At 58.6% G+C, this 19059-nt stretch carries 14 protein-coding genes; 5 read left to right on the top strand and 9 right to left on the bottom strand.

Going from position 1 to position 19059, the window contains the following annotated elements; genetic code table 11:
* Nucleotides 1-165: 165 nt before the first annotated feature.
* The 3 genes from CU100_RS06005 (at nt 166) to CU100_RS05995 (ending at nt 2353) form a co-directional block, all read left to right on the top strand.
* The gene (locus CU100_RS06005) at nt 166-375 is read left to right on the top strand and encodes a cold-shock protein (protein ID WP_091881096.1); all 210 of its coding nucleotides are present in this window, start codon (nt 166-168) and stop codon (nt 373-375) included.
* Between the two features lie 237 nt (nt 376-612).
* Nucleotides 613-1869 (top strand): D-amino acid dehydrogenase, encoded by a 1257-nt coding sequence (locus tag CU100_RS06000; RefSeq protein ID WP_106715567.1) that lies wholly within the window; start codon nt 613-615, stop codon nt 1867-1869.
* 160 nt (nt 1870-2029) lie between these two features.
* A complete protein-coding gene (locus CU100_RS05995) occupies nt 2030-2353 on the top strand; it encodes an RcnB family protein (protein ID WP_106715566.1) in 324 nt (107 codons plus the stop codon).
* Between the two features lie 50 nt (nt 2354-2403).
* Here CU100_RS05995 and pbpC read toward each other — a convergent pair whose 3' ends face one another.
* The 3 genes from pbpC to CU100_RS05980 all read right to left on the bottom strand — a co-directional run bounded on the left by pbpC (nt 2404) and on the right by CU100_RS05980 (nt 10904).
* Nucleotides 2404-4488: a penicillin-binding protein 1C gene (pbpC, locus tag CU100_RS05990; RefSeq protein WP_106715565.1), complete on the bottom strand. Its 2085-nt coding sequence runs from the start codon at nt 4486-4488 to the stop codon at nt 2404-2406.
* Complete coding sequence (locus tag CU100_RS05985) at nt 4488-9941, bottom strand: alpha-2-macroglobulin family protein (protein WP_455363805.1); 5454 nt, start codon at nt 9939-9941, stop codon at nt 4488-4490. Before CU100_RS05985 ends, pbpC begins: the two co-directional genes overlap by 1 nt.
* Before the next feature lie 87 nt (nt 9942-10028).
* The gene (locus CU100_RS05980; RefSeq protein ID WP_106716030.1) at nt 10029-10904 is read right to left on the bottom strand and encodes a LysR substrate-binding domain-containing protein; all 876 of its coding nucleotides are present in this window, start codon (nt 10902-10904) and stop codon (nt 10029-10031) included.
* Nucleotides 10905-10999: 95 nt separating this feature from the next.
* Between CU100_RS05980 and CU100_RS05975 the strand changes: the two genes are divergently transcribed.
* A complete protein-coding gene (locus CU100_RS05975) occupies nt 11000-11182 on the top strand; it encodes a hypothetical protein (RefSeq protein ID WP_106715563.1) in 183 nt (60 codons plus the stop codon).
* Nucleotides 11183-11708: 526 nt separating this feature from the next.
* Nucleotides 11709-11840: a hypothetical protein gene (locus CU100_RS27470; protein WP_280951581.1), complete on the top strand. Its 132-nt coding sequence runs from the start codon at nt 11709-11711 to the stop codon at nt 11838-11840.
* A gap of 68 nt (nt 11841-11908) precedes the next feature.
* Here the strand turns inward: CU100_RS27470 and CU100_RS05965 are convergent, their stop codons facing one another.
* The 6 genes from CU100_RS05965 to CU100_RS05940 all read right to left on the bottom strand — a co-directional run bounded on the left by CU100_RS05965 (nt 11909) and on the right by CU100_RS05940 (nt 19006).
* Nucleotides 11909-12118, bottom strand: a complete 210-nt coding sequence (locus CU100_RS05965) for a formate dehydrogenase subunit delta (RefSeq protein ID WP_407070296.1) — start codon at nt 12116-12118, stop codon at nt 11909-11911.
* A 37-nt stretch (nt 12119-12155) separates the two neighbouring features.
* Entirely contained in the window at nt 12156-13088 is a 933-nt protein-coding gene (gene fdhD / locus CU100_RS05960) for a formate dehydrogenase accessory sulfurtransferase FdhD (protein WP_106715561.1), read from the bottom strand.
* A 2-nt stretch (nt 13089-13090) separates the two neighbouring features.
* Complete coding sequence (gene fdhF / locus CU100_RS05955) at nt 13091-15970, bottom strand: formate dehydrogenase subunit alpha (protein ID WP_106715560.1); 2880 nt, start codon at nt 15968-15970, stop codon at nt 13091-13093.
* A 10-nt stretch (nt 15971-15980) separates the two neighbouring features.
* Nucleotides 15981-17537: a formate dehydrogenase beta subunit gene (locus tag CU100_RS05950; RefSeq protein ID WP_106715559.1), complete on the bottom strand. Its 1557-nt coding sequence runs from the start codon at nt 17535-17537 to the stop codon at nt 15981-15983.
* Complete coding sequence (locus tag CU100_RS05945) at nt 17534-18007, bottom strand: formate dehydrogenase subunit gamma (RefSeq protein ID WP_106715558.1); 474 nt, start codon at nt 18005-18007, stop codon at nt 17534-17536. The genes CU100_RS05950 and CU100_RS05945 overlap by 4 nt, the downstream gene beginning before the upstream one ends.
* Nucleotides 18008-18109: 102 nt before the next feature.
* Entirely contained in the window at nt 18110-19006 is an 897-nt protein-coding gene (locus CU100_RS05940) for a LysR family transcriptional regulator (protein ID WP_106715557.1), read from the bottom strand.
* Nucleotides 19007-19059 lie beyond the last annotated feature (53 nt).

Raw genomic sequence — 19059 nt, 5'->3', positions numbered from 1 at the left:
CGAAACAGGCACTTGGCACTATGTATGCCCTATCGGTATTTGGTAGTTAGTAATAAGTTTTATTGCGCCACAGGCGCTCTGAAAGATCCTTCTTCAAAAATCGAGCTAAAAACTGCATGGCGCGTCGTGCCCTGTATTAAAATATTTCCATTGAAAGGGTTCATCATGAGCACTGGAACAGTAAAGTGGTTCAATTCCACAAAGGGCTTCGGCTTCATTCAACCAGATGACGGTTCAGCAGACGTATTCGTACACATCTCTGCCGTTGAGCGCGCTGGCATGCGCAGCCTCAATGACGGTCAGAAGATCAGCTTCGAATTGGTCCGTGACAACAAGTCCGGCAAGATGACTGCTGATCAGCTTCAGGCTGGCTGATAAATAATTCGTCTTTCGCGGTCTTTGACCACGGATGTACTGGCACTGATAGCAAAGATGAATTTGAGAAAGGTCGGGTTTTCCCGGCCTTTTATTTTGCCCGGACTTTACTTCGGTGCCGCAAAGCAAGACATTTCGGCGCATGGAACAGAAATGACTGGAAAGAAGCAATTCCGCGTCAGTAGAGTGCGGGTCATGAGCCCTTCCAAGGGTCTTGTGTGAAGGAGCCTCCCGGTTATGAAAGTACTCGTCCTTGGCAGCGGCGTCGTCGGCGTCACATCGGCGTGGTATCTGGCGCAGGCCGGCCACGAGGTTACAGTCATCGACCGCCAGCCCGGACCTGCGCGGGAGACGAGCTTCGCCAATGCCGGGGAAATCTCGCCAGGCTATTCCTCGCCGTGGGCAGGGCCAGGCGTGCCGCTGAAGGCCATCAAATGGATGCTGATGCATTTCGGCCCGCTTGTCGTCCGGCCGAAGTTCGATCCCTACATGGCGCTTTGGCTCGCCAAGATGCTGCGCAATTGCACCTCCATGCGTTATGCCCGCAACAAGGCGCGAATGGTCCCGATCGCGGAATACAGCCGGGATTCCCTCAAGGCGCTGCGCTCCGAGGTCAGCATCTCATATGATGAACGGACGCAGGGAACCCTGCAGCTCTTCCGCACGCAGAAACAACTTGAGGGAAGCGCCGGGGATATCGAGGTCCTCAAAAACTTCGGTGTTCCCTATGAACTGCTCGATCCAGCTGGATGCATCGCGGCTGAGCCGGCCTTGGCCAATGTCAAAGGCAAGTTTACAGGAGGTTTGCGGCTTCCAAACGATGAAACCGGCGACTGCCAGATGTTCACCGAAAAGCTTGCCGCGCTTTGTGTCGACGCCGGTGTCACGTTCCGGTTCAACACGACGATCACGTCGATCAATACCAGCGTGAGCCGTATCGCCAGCGTATCGACCGAGACAGAAGAACTGACAGCCGACGCCTATTTGGTGGCTTTCGGCAGCTATTCGCCCTTTCTCTTGCGCCGCATCGGAGTGTACATCCCTGTATACCCGGTGAAGGGCTACTCGATCACCGTGCCGATCACCAACGAAGATGCCGCTCCGGTTTCAACTGTCATGGATGAGACCTACAAGGTTGCGATCACGCGCCTCGGCGATCGCATACGCGCCGGCGGCACCGCTGAAATCTCCGGTTATGATCTCACCCTGCGCGAGAAGCGTCAGGCAACCCTCATGCACTCGGTCGGCGACCTGTTCCCGAAGGGCGGAGATCTGAGCGAAGCAAGCTTCTGGACGGGCCTGCGGCCCATGACGCCCGACGGTCCCCCGATCATAGGCGGCGGCACGAAATATTCGAACCTATACCTCAACACGGGCCATGGAACCCTCGGTTGGACAATGGCATGTGGATCGGGCCGTGTTCTGGCCGATCTAATCTCCGGAAAATTACCGGACGTGGACCCCCAGCCGCTCAACATCAGCCGGTATGACTGACGTCACCCTATCGAACTCCGAGTTCGACTAAGCTATTAGAAACATTACGAAATATTTCGATTTCCATTCAGTTCTCGTTCACCTCGACAGGCATAGAACCGGGATGTCCCAGGACAACCCGTGGTTTCAGTCAACACCACGCAACTGACGAGGAAACGAAATGAAAAAGATTGCTTTGGCAGCGATTGCCATCTCCCTGCTTGCGACTCCTGCCGCCTTTGCCCAGCAGCAGTATCATAAGGATCGCCATCATGGACACCAGCAAAGGGAAGTCACCGTCAAGAAAAAGATCGTGGTCAAGAAGACCCGCTGGTCGCGTGGGCATGCGATTCCCTACAATTACCGGCGCAATGTCGTACGCGACTATCATCGCTACCATTTGAAGACCCCGCCGCGCGGGTACCAGTGGGTCAGGGCGGACAATGATTACGCATTGATCAGCATTACCTCGGGAATCATCTCGGCGCTCGTTCACGCGCGCTGATCGAAGCCGCGATTTAAGGGTGGCGCCGCGTGGCGCCGCCTTTTCAAGCCTCAATCGACGAATACACGGACACTTGCCGCCCGTCCGACAGCATCGATAACAGTCAATGTCGAATAGCCACCGCCGTCAGGCTTCCACTCGTTGGTGCGGCGGCGCGACATGTCTGGCAGCGGCCTTCCATTGGCCAGCCAGCGGAACGGCGCGCGTCCGCCCTGCAGCTTCAGCGCGAGAGGCATGATTTCGCCACCAGCTTTTGCTCCGAGCTCAACGCGGGCGCCTTCCGGCGGATAGACGATCTGCGGAGCGGGTTCGCGGGTGAACGAAGCAGGCAAGCCACTGGAACTGACCGAAAACCGCCGCTGACTGATCGGCAACTGTGCCTGCGCGATCCGGGTTGCGCCCGCTGGGGCAGCTGGCAGAGGCGTGATGGCGATCCCGGATTTTGCGAATCCTTCAAACAGAATGGGTGCAGCCGATCCGTAGCCCGTCAGGCCAGGCACCGCGCCGTTGTCCGGCCGCCCGACCCAGACGCCCAGCACATAATTGCCGTCGAAGCCAATGGACCAGGCATCGCGATATCCATAACTTGTGCCGGTCTTGTAGGCGATGCCACGCTGGCCGGAACCGACCGGCGGCATAACACCCGCCAATATATCGGCAACGGTCCAGGCGGCAACGGGTTCAAGCAGCGGCTCGCCCTCGATGGGGCCGGGCATATCCCGGATCCCGTCGCCGAGTTGCATCGGCCTGCCTCGGTTTCCGAGCCCCGCATAGAGTTGCACGAGGTCCTTCAGCGTAATCCCGACACCGCCAAGGCCGATGGCGAGGCCCGGGGCTTCATTTGGCGGCAACACGGGTCTCACATCAGAACGGCGAAAGCGCACCATCAACCGGCTCGGGCCGACAGCGTCAAGCAGGCGGACGGCCGGGACATTGAGCGACAATTGCAGCGCCTGCCTTACACTGACATCGCCCTGATAGCTCATATCGAAATTGCGCGGCCTGTAGCCGAAGAAATCGGCGGGCCGATCCTCTATGATCGTCTCCTGACTGACCAGCCCATTCTCGAAAGCCAGGCCATAGATAAAAGGTTTGAGAGTTGAACCGGGCGAGCGATTGATCCGCGACATGTCAATCCAGCCTGAGCGGCTTGCATCGAAATAATCGGCGGATCCAACATCCCCGACAATTTCCCCGGTGCGAATGTCGGCCATGACCATGGCGACGGAAACCTTCGGCCCCAGCTTGCCTGCTGCGTTCCTCGCGACTGCTTCAAGTTCCTGCTGGATCGAGCGCCGCAGAGTTGTCAGATGCTGGCTGACCGATGGCTGCCTGCGCCGGGCGGCTTCCGCCAGATGCGCAGCGTGGGCCGGCAGTTGCAGACGGCGCGCCGGGATCGGCGCAAGCGCCGCGCGCTCTGCCTCACCTTCGCCGACAACCTGTTCAACCGCCATCCGGTGCAGCACGCGGCCACGCGCCGCTTCGGCCAGGGCGAGATTGCGGTCTGGCCTTCGTCTTTCGGGCAATTGCGGCAGGGCGACGAGCAGTGCGGACTCCGCCACGGTTAGTCGGCGTGGCTCTTTGCCGAAATAGGCAAGACTTGCAGCACGAACGCCCTCAAGATTACCGCCATAGGGAGCGAGCGACAGATAGAGGTCCAGGATTTCCGCCTTGCCAAGCCTTCGCTCTATTTGCAGGGCGCGAACCAATTGCTGGAACTTCGCGGTGAACGAGCGCCCCTCGCGCGGTTCGATCAGCCTTGCCACCTGCATTGACAGGGTAGATGCGCCCGAGACAACGCGGCCATTGCCGACGAGTTGCAAGGCTGCGCGTGCAAGCGCAAGAGTATCTACGCCCCCATGCCGCAAGAAGCGCTGATCCTCATAGGCGATGAGCATGCGAACGAATTGCGGATCGACATCCTTTGCCTTCGTACCGAGTCGCCAGCGGCCTTCTGACGTCGCAAAAGCCCGGAGCAATTGTCCATTCGCATCGAGAACTTCGGTTGAAACCTCCCTCGCCTTTTCCAGAGGTGGAGGAAAGGCTCCATCGGCCAGGTCCAGGCCAAACGCCAGCAGCGTGGCCAACACCAGATTGGCCGAAATGCCGATGCAAAGTTTACGCGTGGACCACATTATTGTGCTGCGACGACCTCCATGCGACCGGTTGCCGTGCGCGCGGAGAACTGCGGGCGGTACATGTCCTCCACACTGGCTGCAGGATGATCGTAGGTACCCGGTGTCACCGCGCGGACCACATAGGCCAGCGTGATTTCACCATTATTCCCCGTTACCCGATCGAATGCCGCCACGAAGCGATCGCTGCGGAACTCCGTATGCGCGGCCTCCACTTCACCGATCCAGTCGAAGTTGGACAGGCCGGCGCTGTTGACCAGGCCGGGATTATCGATCTCAAACCCGGCAGGCAGGAGATCGGTGATGAGCACGCGTGATGGCCAGCTGTTGGTCTCCGTCACTTTCAGGACAACCACATAGCGCTCGTTTTGTCTGGCTTCGGTGACATTCGCCTCCTTGCCATCAAGCGTGTAGTAGGTGCGCTCGATGTTGAACCCATTGCCGCCTGCAGGAAGGGGCTGCGATGGGGACGCCAGTGTCGTCACCACGGCGGACACGGGTTCAGCGGTAGCATTGGTGATTGTAACCGGCTGGGTCAGCAGCTCATCGCCGGTCAACCGTGCGGCATAGCCACCGCTATGAGCAGCGCCGTTGATATCGAGCTGCAGGTCCTTGTCGCCGTCCTGGACAGAACGGGCTGCAAGCAGCATCCATGCTTGTTCCTGCGTGCTCGTATAGACCTTATGTTCCCATTCGTTGGCAACGATCCTCGACAGTTGCGGGATAATTGGCGGGACCGGCCAGCTCTCGGCGGCAAGCGCCAGCACCGCAGCATCATCGCGGAGCGACGAACCGTAGTCCGAGCGCACGAGACTGACATTGGTCACGGTGGTCGCCTGATGCAGCGCATTGGTGAAGATGCTCTGCGAACGCTGGGAGTCGCCGTAAAGCGACAATGCGGCGGCAAGGTGCGCGCGTGACAAGGGCGTCGGGAACTCGCCAAGCTTCGTGTCGGCATAGTAACGCAGGTCACTGATGGCAGCCTTGCGATTGCGGGCCAGCACGTAGAGCGAGTAGGCGATCTCGTTGCCCTGATCCTTGACATTCACGTCGTAGCTCAAGGAATTCTGCAGGTTTTCAAGCGCCTGTACGAGGGCTTGATCCGGCACATCATACTTCTGCTCGCGGGCGCGCGTGAGGAAATCCGTGACATAGGCGTCAAGCCAGAGGTCACCGGTGCCTGGAGCCCACAGCCCAAAGCTGCCCGAGGAGGCCTGGTAGGACAAGACACGGTAGATTGCCTCCTGCACGCGCTTCTGAACCTCGCCATCTTCAGTAATTCCGGACTGCTTGGCGAGTTCGCTCATATAGAGTAGCGGCAGGGCGCGGCTGGTCGTCTGCTCGGCGCAGCCATAGGGGTAGCGATCGAGCGTCATTAACAAGGCCGGAATATCGAAAGCAGCCGAGCGGGTGACGCTAAGGCTGACTGATGCCCCCTGCAAGACGCTGCCGGCCAGCAACTCACTGTCCACCTTGAGGCTGCCATTGGGTGCAAGATTGATTGGCCTGCGAACGGTCATCGGCAAAGTCGCGGGCCGGACAGGGACATAAAGGGTTTGTTCGAGCGACAGACCCGCGGCATTCGACAGTTTCACCGACACAACACCGTCTCCCGGCTGATTGCCTGTCAGTGGCAGCGTGAGATTAGCCTTGCCGCCGGTAGCCAGAGCGACGGTCTGCGAGGCGCCCGGCTGGTCGACCTTTACCGGAGGGTTGCTCGTGATCTGCACTTGATAATCGCCGGCAGGCGCATCCGTATTCGCGATATCGAGCCGCAGGGCTGCCTTGTCGCCCGGTGCAAGGAATTTTGGAAGGCTGGCTGTGACGACCACCGGATCGCGGATAACCACGTCGGAGGTTGCGTGGCCGACACCCGACTTCGACCATGCGACAGCCATGACCCGCGCAGTTCCGTTGAATTGCGGAATATCGAAGCTGACACTGGCCCTGCCCTCCGCATCCAGCCTGACCGGCCCGGAGAAGAAGGCAATCAGCTTTTCGGTGGGGGGGTTTCCCTGCATCGGCATCTGCGCACCGTCGCCGCCGGTGCGGAGCTTGCCTGTCGCGCCCTGCGAACCATCTATCAGGCGGCCGTAAAGATCGCGTATCTCGAGGCCTAGCTGCCGCTGGCCGAAGTACCAGCCGTCTGGATTTGGCGGTTCATAGCGGGTCAGATTGAGGATACCGACGTCCACTGCCGCAACCGTGACAAAGGCTGTCTCGTCTGCCCCGGCACCAGTGACCTGAAGGGCGATGTTCAGCGGTTTGCGCGGCTCGGTCTTCGCCGGCATATCCATATTCAGCGTCAGTTTGCGATCGCCCGGGTTGACGTTGAGCCATTTGACGCCGATGGCGCGCATCGGCATATGGGTTTCCTGTGCATCGCCCGGCCGGAACAGAGTGGCCGTAACGTAAGCGCCTGCACCCCAATCGGCGGTGACCGGAATCTCGATTTCACCACCTTCCGCGGGGATGCTCGCCCGCTTCGTCACGAGCAAGCTCTCGGCACCAACTGTTACCAGGAGCTCCCCGGCGAATCGCGGCGATACTTTCAGCTTTGCCGTGTCGCCCGGGGCGTAATTATCCCTGTCGAGGGCGATCTGAAGGCCATCCGGCGTTTCGGTGGAGGTGGCCGCGACGTAGTAGCCTGCATCGAACTCGACGCTGGACGCCGGACCGTCGACGGCCGCCGTCTCAACTTCCAGGCGGAACTGGCCCCAGGTGATGGGAACCGAAATCTCGGCACCGTCCGCCGTGGCATTCACGACACCATTTGCGACCTGTTTCGTCGAAAGGATCGGTTCGTATTTCCATGAATTGCCATCGCGATACCATTGGTAGTTGCGCTCGACGCCGACCAGTTTCCACTGAAGCCCCTGCAGGGGCTGTTTCTGACCATTTTCGTCGACGGCGACAACATGGAACTTACCCACGGAGTTTTCAGCGAGAGCACCGGAGAATTCCGGTTTGATGCCGATCATCGGCCCCTGCTGCCTCACCGGCAGCGTCAGGATGCGTTCAACCGCCCGTCCGCCCGCTTCCTGCATGCGCACGACAATATTGGCATTGAGCAACTGCGTCGTTGACGGGACATCCGCCAGCGAGACATCGAACGTCGCTTTACCGGCATCGTCCAGCGGCTGCAAATCCTCAAGCGGAACGCTGGTGCTTTCATTCGCCTCCTCATCGGCAAGGCCGAAGAAATAACCCTTGAACGCTTCGCTTTCATGCGTTGGCTTCAGTGCAACCTCGCCTTCAAGTTCAAGACCGGCCGCGGGCGCGCCATAAAGAAAACGGCCGTCGACCTTGATCGGATTTGGCTTGCCGACTTCGATGAACCTGGCGTCGCTGGTCAGATCGAATTCGACGCGGTCCGGCACGAAGTCTTCGACCAGAAACTGCTTTTCTGCAATCGGCGAGCCCTTCGGATCGGTAAATATCTGCATTGTCCATGTGCCGCGCATCGAGTTGGCCTGCAGCTCCAGGTCGAGCGTGTGGCCGCCAAGGTTGGCGCCGTCGCTGACCATGCGGCGATCTTCGACGCCATCAGGCCGTTTGAACACGAATGTCAGGGGCAGTTTTTCAACCGCGTTTGCGGCGTTGTCCCGGGCGAGCGCGGACGCATGCACCGTTTCACCGGCGCGATAGATGCCGCGTTCGGTCCACGCCAGTATGTCGATGGCGCCCGGCGCGGCGCGGCCCGTAACGCCGCGATCCGAGAGGTCGAAACCGGCGCGCGTCATATCGAGGAAAACGTAGTCCGCATCGCCATTTTTTGCCGTGATGACGGCGGGGGCAGTCGATGCGGTGCCGCGCATCAATCCCGCAGTAAAGGTGGCGCGGCCTTCGGTATCGGTGACGGCAGTACCGAGGATCTCGTTGTTTTTGGCAAGAAGCTGAAGCTCGACGCCGATGAGCGGCTGTGCCGAGGCGAGTGAGCGGGCAAACACATTGAGCCCGTCATTTCCCGCATAGGTGCTGAGCCCGATATCGGAAACCACAAACCACTGGGTAGCCTGCGCGTCCCATTCGTCATTCTTCGCGTCGGGCGACACTGCCGTCAGGACGTAGACGCCGGGCTTGCGCTGCGGCAGGGCTTCATCGACGGGAAAGCTGGTGACAACGTCCCTGTTCAGTTCCGATTGAAGGTCGATGGTTCCCTGCCAGACGAGTTCGCCCGATTCATCCTGCAGGCGCTGGGCACTATATCCATCCATCTGTGTCAGGAACTGGGAACTGGTCAGGAGTGGGGCGATGCCGCGGTCACCGATGCGATAGAGCTTCAGATTGGCGCTTGCCGTATTGACCGACACGATGGGAATACCGCGACGTGCCGTGCTCGGCAGCACGAAACTGTCGCCTGTAAAGCGCACCATGGCCGAGCGGTCCTTGATGTAAATATCCAGGTCGACCTGTGCTTCAAGGGATTCGCCCACCGCCGATGGCAGGCCGGGACGAAGTGCCAGCTTGTATCGCTGGCCGTGATCAAGGCCCTCGACGCAAATCTCGCTGTCCTTGGCCTCCATAGCCTTCGGCGCTGCTCCGTTCAATGTCACGAAGGGTGCGTAATCCGTGCCCGTTTTTACCAGCGGATCGGAGAACTGGACACAAGCGCGCGGACTGGCGCTATCGGCGTCAATGGTGTGATTGGTGACGCGAAATCCCTGCCGCGACCTCAGATCGAGGTAAGCCGCCTCGACCGGCCCGGCCTTTACGAGCGCGAGGCTGGCCTTGTAGGCGTCAAGTGCGGCACGGTAGTTTTCCGAATCTTGCAGCGCCTCGGCCAAAACCGCCAGCGCGTCGGCGCGGCTCTGTACCGTGCGCGTCAACTGATAGCCATTGAGCGCGGCGAGAGCAGCTTGACCCGCCATATAGGTATTCTTGTCGGCGCGATTGGCAGCGCGCGCCGTCTCCAGCCAAAGCGCACCATCGTCGGGAGTAACCGCCAGAGCGCCCTTGAAGGCGTAGAGTGCGGTTTCGATACTTCCCTTGGCGAGTTCGGCACGTCCGGTGGCAATCAGGCCGTCGACGCCTTGCGTCTTCTGCTCGTCGGTCAGGGTCAAACTTGCCTTCACCTGCCGCGCGTCCTGCAGCAATTGGTCCGACACGAACTGCAGCTTCGGCGGGGCGCCGATATCCGGCTCGTCAGCGGTCTCCACGACTTTTCCGGCGATCGAACCCGGAGCCGGTTTAAGCTGGTTGAAATCAGATTTCAGAAAGCACCATTTCACCTTAGGGTTGTAGGTGAAAGCCTTGCAGGAATTGTCGGCGAGACAGACGAGTTCGCATTGATCCTGCGTGACATTTTGCTCCGTCCGCAGGTCGAAACCGAAATAATCGCTATCCTTGGTCGTTGCGACGTCGCGATTCATTTCCGCGGCGCCGGCCGGCGCGGAAAGTGCAAAGAGAGTGAGAAGAATGGCCGAAAACCCGACAATTGCGCGCATAGACATCATGTCCTCCCACCGCTACTCGCATTGAAGTCGGCACTCTTCAAACTTCGGTATAACTTGTCAACAGACATGCGGAGCAAGGCGAGCCTAGTGTTTGATTTCGCTTCGTATCCAGCGCTGGAATTGCCGCACTTGCAAGCTCGGCACGCGGCTGTTTGGCGAGACCAGCCAGTAACCGACAGAGGAAGGCACCCGCATGGGAAACGGCGCGACCAACCGGCCGTCGGCCAGTGCGTCTTCGACAAGAAGATCCCATGCAAGCATGATTCCCTGCCCGCTGATTGCCGCATCGAGCCCGAGCCATGGGTCCGAGAACGTCGGTCCATCAAACGCCAGTTCCCCGGAAATACCCGTCGCCAGCTGCCATTCATCCCAGCTGAACATCGGGTTCTCGTAACAAATGATCGGCTGGTCGAGAATATCGGCAGGCCCGCTTAAACGTTCTGCGAAGCTGCGTGTGCAAACTGGAAACATATTCTGCGGCAACAAGCGCTCCGGTTCACCGTCCTGCCAGTCACCGCTGCCAAGCCGGATGGCCAGATCGATGTCCGAATTTTTCAGGTCAACAATGCCAGGAGATGGATCAATACGTATTTTGAGATCAGGATAGGCCGCACGCAGGCGTCCAAGGCGAGGCACAAGCCATTTGGAGGCAAATGTGGGAGCGACCGAGAGCAATAGGGTCTGGTCAGTGCCATCGGCCATGGCAACAGCTCGCGAAAGGGACTGAAAACCCTCCTCCAACCGGGCAAGAAAACCTCTGCCGAAGGAGGTAGCGATCAGCCCGCCTCGCGTCCGTTCGAAGATGACGTGGCCGATTTGTGCTTCGGTGCGGATCAATTGCTGACTGACCGCGCTCGGCGAGACGGCGAGTTCCTCAGCGGCCTTGGACAGGGAGCCGAGCCTGCCGATCGCTTCCACTGCTTTCAAGCCGTTAAGATGAACTTTGTTCAGGTTCTTCATGAAGATTTTCTTGATCATGGTATCGACAATCTGGATTGCAGATGAACCATTTTCCCATCAAATATCGTGCGTGTGGAGCACATGGGAGATGATAGATGAAGATTTTCTTTCTTCCAAGAGCATTCGCCAAATGGCTACGCGCCAGTCGGACAAGGCTCGGCGATACAGACTGTGGCAACTGGAAAAGCGATCCGCTTGCACATCCGGTACTTCAGGCCATGGATCTTGATCAACTGGCGGATCTGCCGTTCAATCCATGCGAAGTGCGCCGGCAATAGGAGCTGACTAGCCCGTCAAGCGCCGTGCCGCCACCGCGATGTGCCACTCCCACCAAACGAAGCATAGACTGGACGCAACGATGAGAATAGCGCCTAGGAAGACGTTTAGTTGCGGCACTTCATGCCAGATGAGGTATCCATAAAGGAACGCCCAGATGAGGCCAGTGTATTCAATGGGCGCGAGAGCTGACGCCGGTGAGCGGGCTGGGTTCTTGCCCGATCAGTCGACGAAGCATGGAGAATCTGCGGGGATGACTGGAATAATTGCTGCTGGGGGTAGCAAGAAGACGTGCCGATTCCAGCTTGCTAACTGTAATAAATCGGAGCGTGTTTTCATTAAAACTCTAATGACTTCGAGCAGCCTCACACCTTCTGCACCCTGACTTAACGCTTTGTTCCATAATGAATTTTGGCGAACGTGCGAGCTATTGTTGCGCGTGCGTCGTTGCTGCATAGTCATGTCATCCAACGAAAACAATGGCCGGCAAACGATTAGGCGCATAAAGGTTATGGGTCAGGAGCGCAGATGCTGAGGGATGACAGGAACACCAAGGCGGACTACGAGCCCTATATGACGCGCTCAGCACCTTACGTCGTCATTCTCCTTGTGTGGCTTCCCCTCGTCCTTGTTCTCGGCAGGCTCTTTGGTAGCCATTGAACCACGGCGAAATCTTCGCAAACGCCGAAACATTCGTAGGTCAACGCCATCCGAAACTGGCTCAACCGTTAACTCGCGCCGGAAACGAGCCCAGGTTTGCGTATGTGTTTCGCCGCCTCGATGACGAGAGGATCAAAGCCGTCACCACCCTGCTCGAGGATCGCGAAGAACTGCTCCCGCATGCGAGGCTCCCAGAAATGATTGATGTGATCTGCAACGCCCGCCACAGCCTCATCTTTGGGTTGGGTATGGAAGAACGTCGCTATCTGATTTGCCATGTAGACAAGCTTCGTTGCTGTCGACTTGTGACTTTCACTATCCATATTGCACCAGTCTAACAGTTGGACTTTGTACGAGGGTCGACGCCGCCGGGTCAGCATTGGCGTTGGGCATCGCATCGATTGCCTTGGTTTTGACCTGCTCAACTGCGGAAGGTACGCGCTCGGGACATGTAAAAACGTCGAATTCGTCTCCGCGCACCAGTGCAACAAGGGTCATGCCGGCGGCCTGCGCCGTTCGTATGGCAAGTGCTGTCGGAGCTGACACCGCAATCAGAACGGGAGCCCCGATGATAGCGGCTTTTTGCACCATCTCTATGGACACACGGCTGGTGATGACGACCGCGCCGGTTTTGCCAGCGATGCCGGCCCGGCAGAGCGTTCCGGCAAGTTTATCCAGCGCATTGTGGCGGCCGACGTCTTCGCGTGCAGCGACGATGCCTTTGCCCGGAACATAAAACCCGGCCGCGTGAACGGCGCCGGTATCGCTGTGCAGCGGCTGAACCTGCGACAGCAACTTTACCGCTTCGGCTATTTCGTCCGGCGTCAGCTTGAGTTTGGCCCGAGCCACCGAAGCGACAGGTTTCAGCGCCTGCTCAATCGATTCGATCCCGCAAAGGCCACAGCCGACGGGACCAGCCATTCGCCTGCGGCGATCGGTTAATCCCTGGCCAGCTTCGCCGGCCAAACCTATCTGAACATCGATGCCCTCGTCATGCTCTTCAACTGCAATCTCGTCGATTTCGGCAAGCTTGGAAACAATGCCTTCCGACAGACTGAAGCCGACTGCAAAATCTTCCATATCGGCCGGACTTGCCATCATGACGGCATGGGTCGTGCCATTGTAGCTAAAGGCGACCGGAGTCTCCTCAGGTACCATCCGGCTGTCGGTCTCATAAACCTCATTCCCGCCCTTCACGCGGCGAGTAATGCGGGGCACGATGAGCCGTGTTGGCCGCTGCTCGGGCATCGTTATTCCGCCGCGTCGAGCACAGGAGCAATCCGGCGGCTCTGTCGCGCCTGCTCGTCATACTCAATCTGCCACTCGCTCGGACCATTCGAGGCACCAACCTGTACAGCCGTTACCTTGTATTCAGGACAGTTGGTTGCCCAGTCCGAGAAATCGGTGGTGATGACGTTTGCCTGTGTCGTCGGATGGTGGAAGGTCGTATAGACGACGCCGGGCGAGACGCGATCTGTGATGAGCGCCCGCAGAGTCGTCTCGCCCGCGCGGCTCGTTATCTTGACCCAATCACCATCGCGAATTCCCCGCTGTTCGGCATCGTGCGCGTGAATCTCCAGCCGATCCTCTTCGTGCCAGACGACGTTATGCGTGCGGCGGGTTTGCGCTCCGACATTGTACTGCGAAAGAATGCGTCCCGTGGTCAGCAGCAGCGGGAAGCGCGGACCTGTGCGTTCGTCCGTCGCGACATATTCGGTGCGGATGAACTTGCCCTTGCCACGTGCAAAGCTGTCGATGTGCATGATGGGTGTTCCCAAAGGCGCCTTTTCGTTGCATGGCCACTGCACCGAGCCTTCCCTGTCAAGCAGATCGAACGACACACCGGCGAAACTTGGCGTCGTCAGCGCGACTTCATCCATGATTTCGGACGGATGACCGTAGTTCCAGTCAAGCCCCATCGCCCTGGCAAGGTTCTGGGTGACCTCCCAATCTGCGTAGCCGTTGAGCGGGCTCATGACCTTGCGCACGCGGTTGATGCGGCGTTCGGCATTGGTGAAGGTCCCTTCCTTTTCTAGGAAGGTCGAACCCGGCAGGAAGACATGGGCGTAATTGGCAGTTTCGTTGAGGAAGAGATCGTGCACGACGACGCATTCCATGGCGGCGAGACCGGCAGCGACATGTTTTGTATCGGGATCGGACTGGAGAATATCCTCTCCCTGTATGTAGATGCCCTTGAACGTACCGTCGACGGCCGCGTCCAGCATGTTAGGGATACGAAGACCAGGCTCGTCCTGAAGCTTGACGCCCCAGAGCTTGTCGAAAATATCCCGAGTAGACTCGTCGGATATGTGCCGGTAACCCGGCAACTCATGCGGGAAGGAACCCATGTCGCAGGAGCCTTGCACATTATTCTGACCACGGAGCGGATTCACGCCCACGCCTTTTCGGCCGATATTGCCGGTCACCATCGCAAGGTTGGCGATGGCCATGACCGTCGTCGAACCCTGGCTATGCTCGGTGACACCGAGGCCATAATAGATCGCGCCGTTGCCGCCGGTGGCGAACAAACGTGCGGCCTCGCGCAGGGCCTGCGGATCAACGCCAGAAAGCTGGTGGATGGCTTCCGGACTATGTTCCGGCGAAGAGACGAAGGCCGCCCAATCCTGGAACTCGTCCCAATCGCAGCGCTCGCGGATGAACTTCTCGTTGAAGAGGCCTTCCGTGACGATCACGTGTGCCATCGAGGTTACGACGGCCACGTTCGTTCCGGGACGCAATGGAAGATGCTGTGCCGCCTCGACGTGAGGCGAACGCACCAGATCGATGCGGCGGGGATCGACCACGATCAACTTGGCGCCCTTGCGCAAACGCTTTTTCAACCGCGAAGCAAAGACAGGATGCCCATCGGTCGGATTGGCACCGATGATCATAACGACGTCGGTATGTTCGACACTGTCGAAATCCTGCGTCCCGGCTGAGGTACCGAAAGTCTGCTTCAGGCCATAGCCCGTGGGCGAATGGCAAACGCGGGCGCAGGTATCGACATTATTGTTGCCGAAACCGGCGCGTACCAGCTTCTGGACGAGGTATGTCTCCTCATTGGTGCAGCGGGAGGAGGTGATACCGCCGATCGAGTTGCGACCGTACTGATACTGGATGCGGCGGAACTCGTTTGCAACGTGCTTGTAAGCTTCTTCCCAACTGACTTCACGCCATGGATCGGAGATCTTCTCGCGGATCATCGGATTGAGAATGCGGTCCTTGTGAGTCGAATAGCCGTAGGCGAAGCGGCCCTTGACGCAGGAATGGCCCCGATTGGCCTTGCCATCTTTCCAGGGCACCATGCGAACCAATTCTTCACCGCGCATTTCCGCCTTGAAGGAACAGCCGACACCACAATAGGCGCAAGTCGTCACCTTCGAATGTTCCGGCTGGCCGATCTCGATAACCGATTTTTCGGTCAACGTTGCCGTAGGGCAAGCCTGCACGCAGGCGCCACATGAAACGCACTCGCTATCGATGAAATTTTCATGCATGCCTGGCGAAACGCGGCTGGAGAAACCGCGGCCTTCGATGGTCAGAGCGAATGTACCCTGGACTTCTTCGCAGGCGCGCACACAGCGCGAGCAGACAATGCACTTGGCAGGATCGTAGGTGAAATAGGGATTGGAATCGTCCTTCGGCATCCAACGATCATTGGCCACGTCATGCGCCTTGGCGAAGACGTGATTATCGCCCTCATAGCCGTAGCGCACATCACGAAGGCCGACGGCGCCCGCCATGTCCTGCAATTCGCAATCGCCATTGGCGGCGCAGGTGAGGCAGTCCAGCGGGTGATCGGAGATATAAAGCTCCATGACACCCTTGCGGATATTCTTCAGGCGCTGCGTTTGCGTGTGGACAACCAACCCTTCCATTGCCGGCGTCGTGCAGGAGGCTGGCGTGCCATTGCGGCCTTCGATCTCGATCAGGCAGAGGCGGCAAGAGCCGAACGCATCGACCATATCGGTGGCGCAAAGCTTGGGAACCTTGATGCCGGCTTCCATGGAGGCACGCATGATCGAGGTGCCCTCCGGCACGGTAACCTCATTGCCGTCAATGGTCAGCGTGATCATCTTTTCGGAAGGAGATTTCGGCGTACCGTAGTCGATTTCTTCGATGAGAGACATGAAACAGCTCCTATTCCGCCGCTACAGCGATTGGCGCGGGGCGGAAATCTTCAGGAAAATGGGTAAGTGCGCTCATGACCGGATATGGCGTGAAACCGCCAAGCGCACAAAGTGAGCCAAATTTCATCGTATTGCACAGGTCCGTCAGCACCTCGATCTGCTTTTCCGGCTCGATATTGGCGGAGATGCGATCGACAACCTCGACGCCGCGCGTCGAACCGATGCGGCAGGGAGTGCACTTGCCGCAAGACTCGACCGCGCAGAACTCCATGGCAAAACGCGCCTGCTTGAGCATGTCCACACTATCATCGAAGACAACCAGCCCGGCATGACCGATGAGACCGTCCCTGGCGGCAAAAGCCTCGTAATCGAACGGTGTATCGAAAAGTTCACGCGGGAAATAGGCACCGAGCGGACCACCGACCTGGACTGCCTTCACGGGACGTCCGGTTGCCGTGCCGCCGCCAATATCTTCGACGATCTCACCGAGCGTCAGACCAAAGGCCGCTTCGAAGAGACCACCATGCTTTACATTGCCTGCGATCTGCAACGGGATGGTGCCGCGAGAACGGCCCATGCCAAAATCCTTGTAAAAAGGAGCTCCCCTATCAAGAATGACGGGCACCGAAGCGAGCGAAATGACATTGTTGATGACGGTCGGTTTACCGAAGAGCCCTTTGTGAGCCGGGAGCGGCGGCTTGGCGCGGACAATGCCGCGCCGGCCTTCGAGGCTTTCGAGCAGCGCGGTTTCCTCGCCGCAAACATAGGCACCAGCGCCAACGCGCACCTCAATATCGAAAGAATAGGCGGAGCCCAGCACCGAAGCCCCGAGAACGCCTGCCCTGCGCGCTACTTCAAGCGCTTCGTTCATGACAGAGATCGCGTGCGGATATTCGGAGCGGGTATAGATATAACCTTTGGTTGCACCGACGGCGATGCCCGCAATGGCCATGCCTTCGATCAGCACGAAGGGATCGCCTTCCATGATCATGCGGTCGGCGAAAGTGCCGCTATCGCCTTCATCGGCGTTGCAGACGATATATTTCTGTGTTCCTGCGGTATCGAGGACTGTCTTCCACTTGATGCCGGTCGGAAAGCCTGCACCGCCGCGACCGCGCAATCCGGATTCCGTCACCTGTGCGACGATCTCGGCCGGGGTCAACTTGAGTGCATTCTCAAGACCCTTCAGGCCATCATGTGCCCGATAGTCCTCCATGGAAACCGGATCTGTGATGCCGCAGCGCGCAAAGGTCAGACGCGTCTGTCTTGCCAGGAAGGGATGATGATCCGTAAGGCCGAGCCAGAGAGGATGAACCCTGCCCTCGGCCATGCCATTGTCGAGGAGAGACGCGACGTCGGAAGCCTTTACAGGACCGTAAGCAACGCGGCCGTTCGGCGTTTCGACCTCGACCATGGGCTCCAGCCAATACATGCCGCGCGAACCATTGCGGACAATTCGCGCGTCCAGGTTACGGGCCTGAAACTCGTTTTCAAGAGTCTTGGCCACCTTCTCGGCGCCGAGAGCCAAAGCACCGGAGTCACGCGGAACGTAAAAGGTAATGGTCATAGCCGGACCTCCGCCGCGATTTCGTCGAGTTGCACTGCGTCAAGGCGTCCGATTACATCGCCATCCAGCATTGCGGCAGGTGCGCAGGCACAAAGGCCGAGGCAATAGACCGGTTCAAGCGTCACCGCACCGTCGGCAGTCGTGCCATGCCAATCAATTCCGAGTAGCTGGCGCGCCCTGTCGGCCAGCGCATCGCCGCCCATCGATTGGCAGGCCTCCGCGCGGCAGAGCTTCAGCACATGCCTGCCTGAAGGATGATCACGATAGTCATGATAGAATGTGAAAACGCCATGCACTTCGGCGCGGGAAATATTCAAGGCTTGCGCAATTAACGGAAGCGTTTCCGGCGGAACATAGCCGAATTCGCCCTGCAACTCGTGCAGAATCGGCAGAAGCGGGCCTTCCTTGCCTTTAAGTTGATCGATAATGCCTATCGCTCTGCTGGCGATATCGGTACTTGCGCTCTGCATATCTGTGCAAGGCCCTCCCTTGTTTCTCCCACTTCTTAGAACAGATCAAAATTAGCCGCAGAAATCAATATCGCAGACCCGTTGCTCGATAGGAGATTTCTATCATACTGCATCCATGCTGAGCGCCAGCGCACGCGCTTCGTGCAGCAAGGCGGACACAAGAGGCGTATGTGGCTCACGATCAGCTGCGACAAGACCAACGAGATGGCGTGCATCCGGCTTTACGATCGGTATCGCGCGGATCGGCTCTGCGAAGCCCAAGGTCTCGGCCAAATTGAGCGGCATGATGCTTGCCCATTTTCCGGTCCTGATATGGGAGAATAGCACAATCATGGAGTTGGATTCCAGTGTCGGATGAACCTCGACGCCTGCCTCCTGCAAATGCTTGTTTATGAGGCGGCGATTTTGCATATCCATGGTGAGAAGGCAAAGCGGCAATTGTCCAACTTCCGACCATGTGACGGACTTCCGGTCGGAATAGCTGTTACCCGAAGAGGTGATCAGTTGGTAACGCTCCGTATAGAGCGGTACGGACGTCACTCGTCCGAGCGGCTCATTGTCCAGATAGCTGATCCCGATATCGATCTCGAAATTGCTGAGCAGCGTCAACACTTCGAGCGATGTTCGTGAGGTTACCGAGAATGTGACGTCGGGGTGCTTCTCGCGGAATGGCGTCGTCAGCCGCGAGACCATGGCAAGTGCCGTGGGTATGGCGGCGATTTTCACGTGCCCGGCAAGACCGAAGCGGGCTGCCCGGATTTCCTCGCGCATCGTGCGGGTATCACCAACGATACGGCGTGCCCATTCGAGAACGCGCTGACCTTCCGATGTCAGGCCCTTGAAGCGGGAGGCGCGCTGAACGAGGACCACCCCGAGCGTGTCTTCAAGCTGGCGGATGGCCGCAGAAAGCGTCGGCTGCGTGACGCCGCATTCCTCCGCCGCCCGGCCAAAATGTTTGTGGTGCGCCAAAGCAATGAAAAATTCCAGCTTGTCGATCATGCGGGGTTGCTCCTCTGAAGCGACCCTAACGATGACCTCGCGCAATCAGCAAG

The sequence above is a fragment of the Phyllobacterium endophyticum genome, from assembly GCF_003010935.1.
Classification (GTDB): Bacteria; Pseudomonadota; Alphaproteobacteria; order Rhizobiales; family Rhizobiaceae; genus Phyllobacterium; species Phyllobacterium endophyticum.
Note: the sequence above shows the minus strand (reverse complement) of the source record. Positions and strands in the feature narration are given on the sequence as shown.

Coding starts and splice junctions, on each gene's coding strand:
- CU100_RS06000 (WP_106715567.1), top strand. CDS start 613: ATGAAAGTACTCGTCCTTGGCAGCGGCGTCGTCGGCGTCACATCGGCG.
- CU100_RS27470 (WP_280951581.1), top strand. CDS start 11,709: ATGCTGAGGGATGACAGGAACACCAAGGCGGACTACGAGCCCTATATG.
- CU100_RS05995 (WP_106715566.1), top strand. CDS start 2,030: ATGAAAAAGATTGCTTTGGCAGCGATTGCCATCTCCCTGCTTGCGACT.
- CU100_RS05940 (WP_106715557.1), bottom strand. CDS start 19,006: ATGATCGACAAGCTGGAATTTTTCATTGCTTTGGCGCACCACAAACAT.
- CU100_RS05965 (WP_407070296.1), bottom strand. CDS start 12,118: ATGGCAAATCAGATAGCGACGTTCTTCCATACCCAACCCAAAGATGAG.
- CU100_RS06005 (WP_091881096.1), top strand. CDS start 166: ATGAGCACTGGAACAGTAAAGTGGTTCAATTCCACAAAGGGCTTCGGC.
- CU100_RS05945 (WP_106715558.1), bottom strand. CDS start 18,007: ATGCAGAGCGCAAGTACCGATATCGCCAGCAGAGCGATAGGCATTATC.
- CU100_RS05980 (WP_106716030.1), bottom strand. CDS start 10,904: ATGAAGAACCTGAACAAAGTTCATCTTAACGGCTTGAAAGCAGTGGAA.
- fdhF (WP_106715560.1), bottom strand. CDS start 15,970: ATGTCTCTCATCGAAGAAATCGACTACGGTACGCCGAAATCTCCTTCC.
- fdhD (WP_106715561.1), bottom strand. CDS start 13,088: ATGCCCGAGCAGCGGCCAACACGGCTCATCGTGCCCCGCATTACTCGC.
- CU100_RS05950 (WP_106715559.1), bottom strand. CDS start 17,537: ATGACCATTACCTTTTACGTTCCGCGTGACTCCGGTGCTTTGGCTCTC.
- pbpC (WP_106715565.1), bottom strand. CDS start 4,488: ATGTGGTCCACGCGTAAACTTTGCATCGGCATTTCGGCCAATCTGGTG.
- CU100_RS05975 (WP_106715563.1), top strand. CDS start 11,000: ATGAAGATTTTCTTTCTTCCAAGAGCATTCGCCAAATGGCTACGCGCC.
- CU100_RS05985 (WP_455363805.1), bottom strand. CDS start 9,941: ATGTCTATGCGCGCAATTGTCGGGTTTTCGGCCATTCTTCTCACTCTC.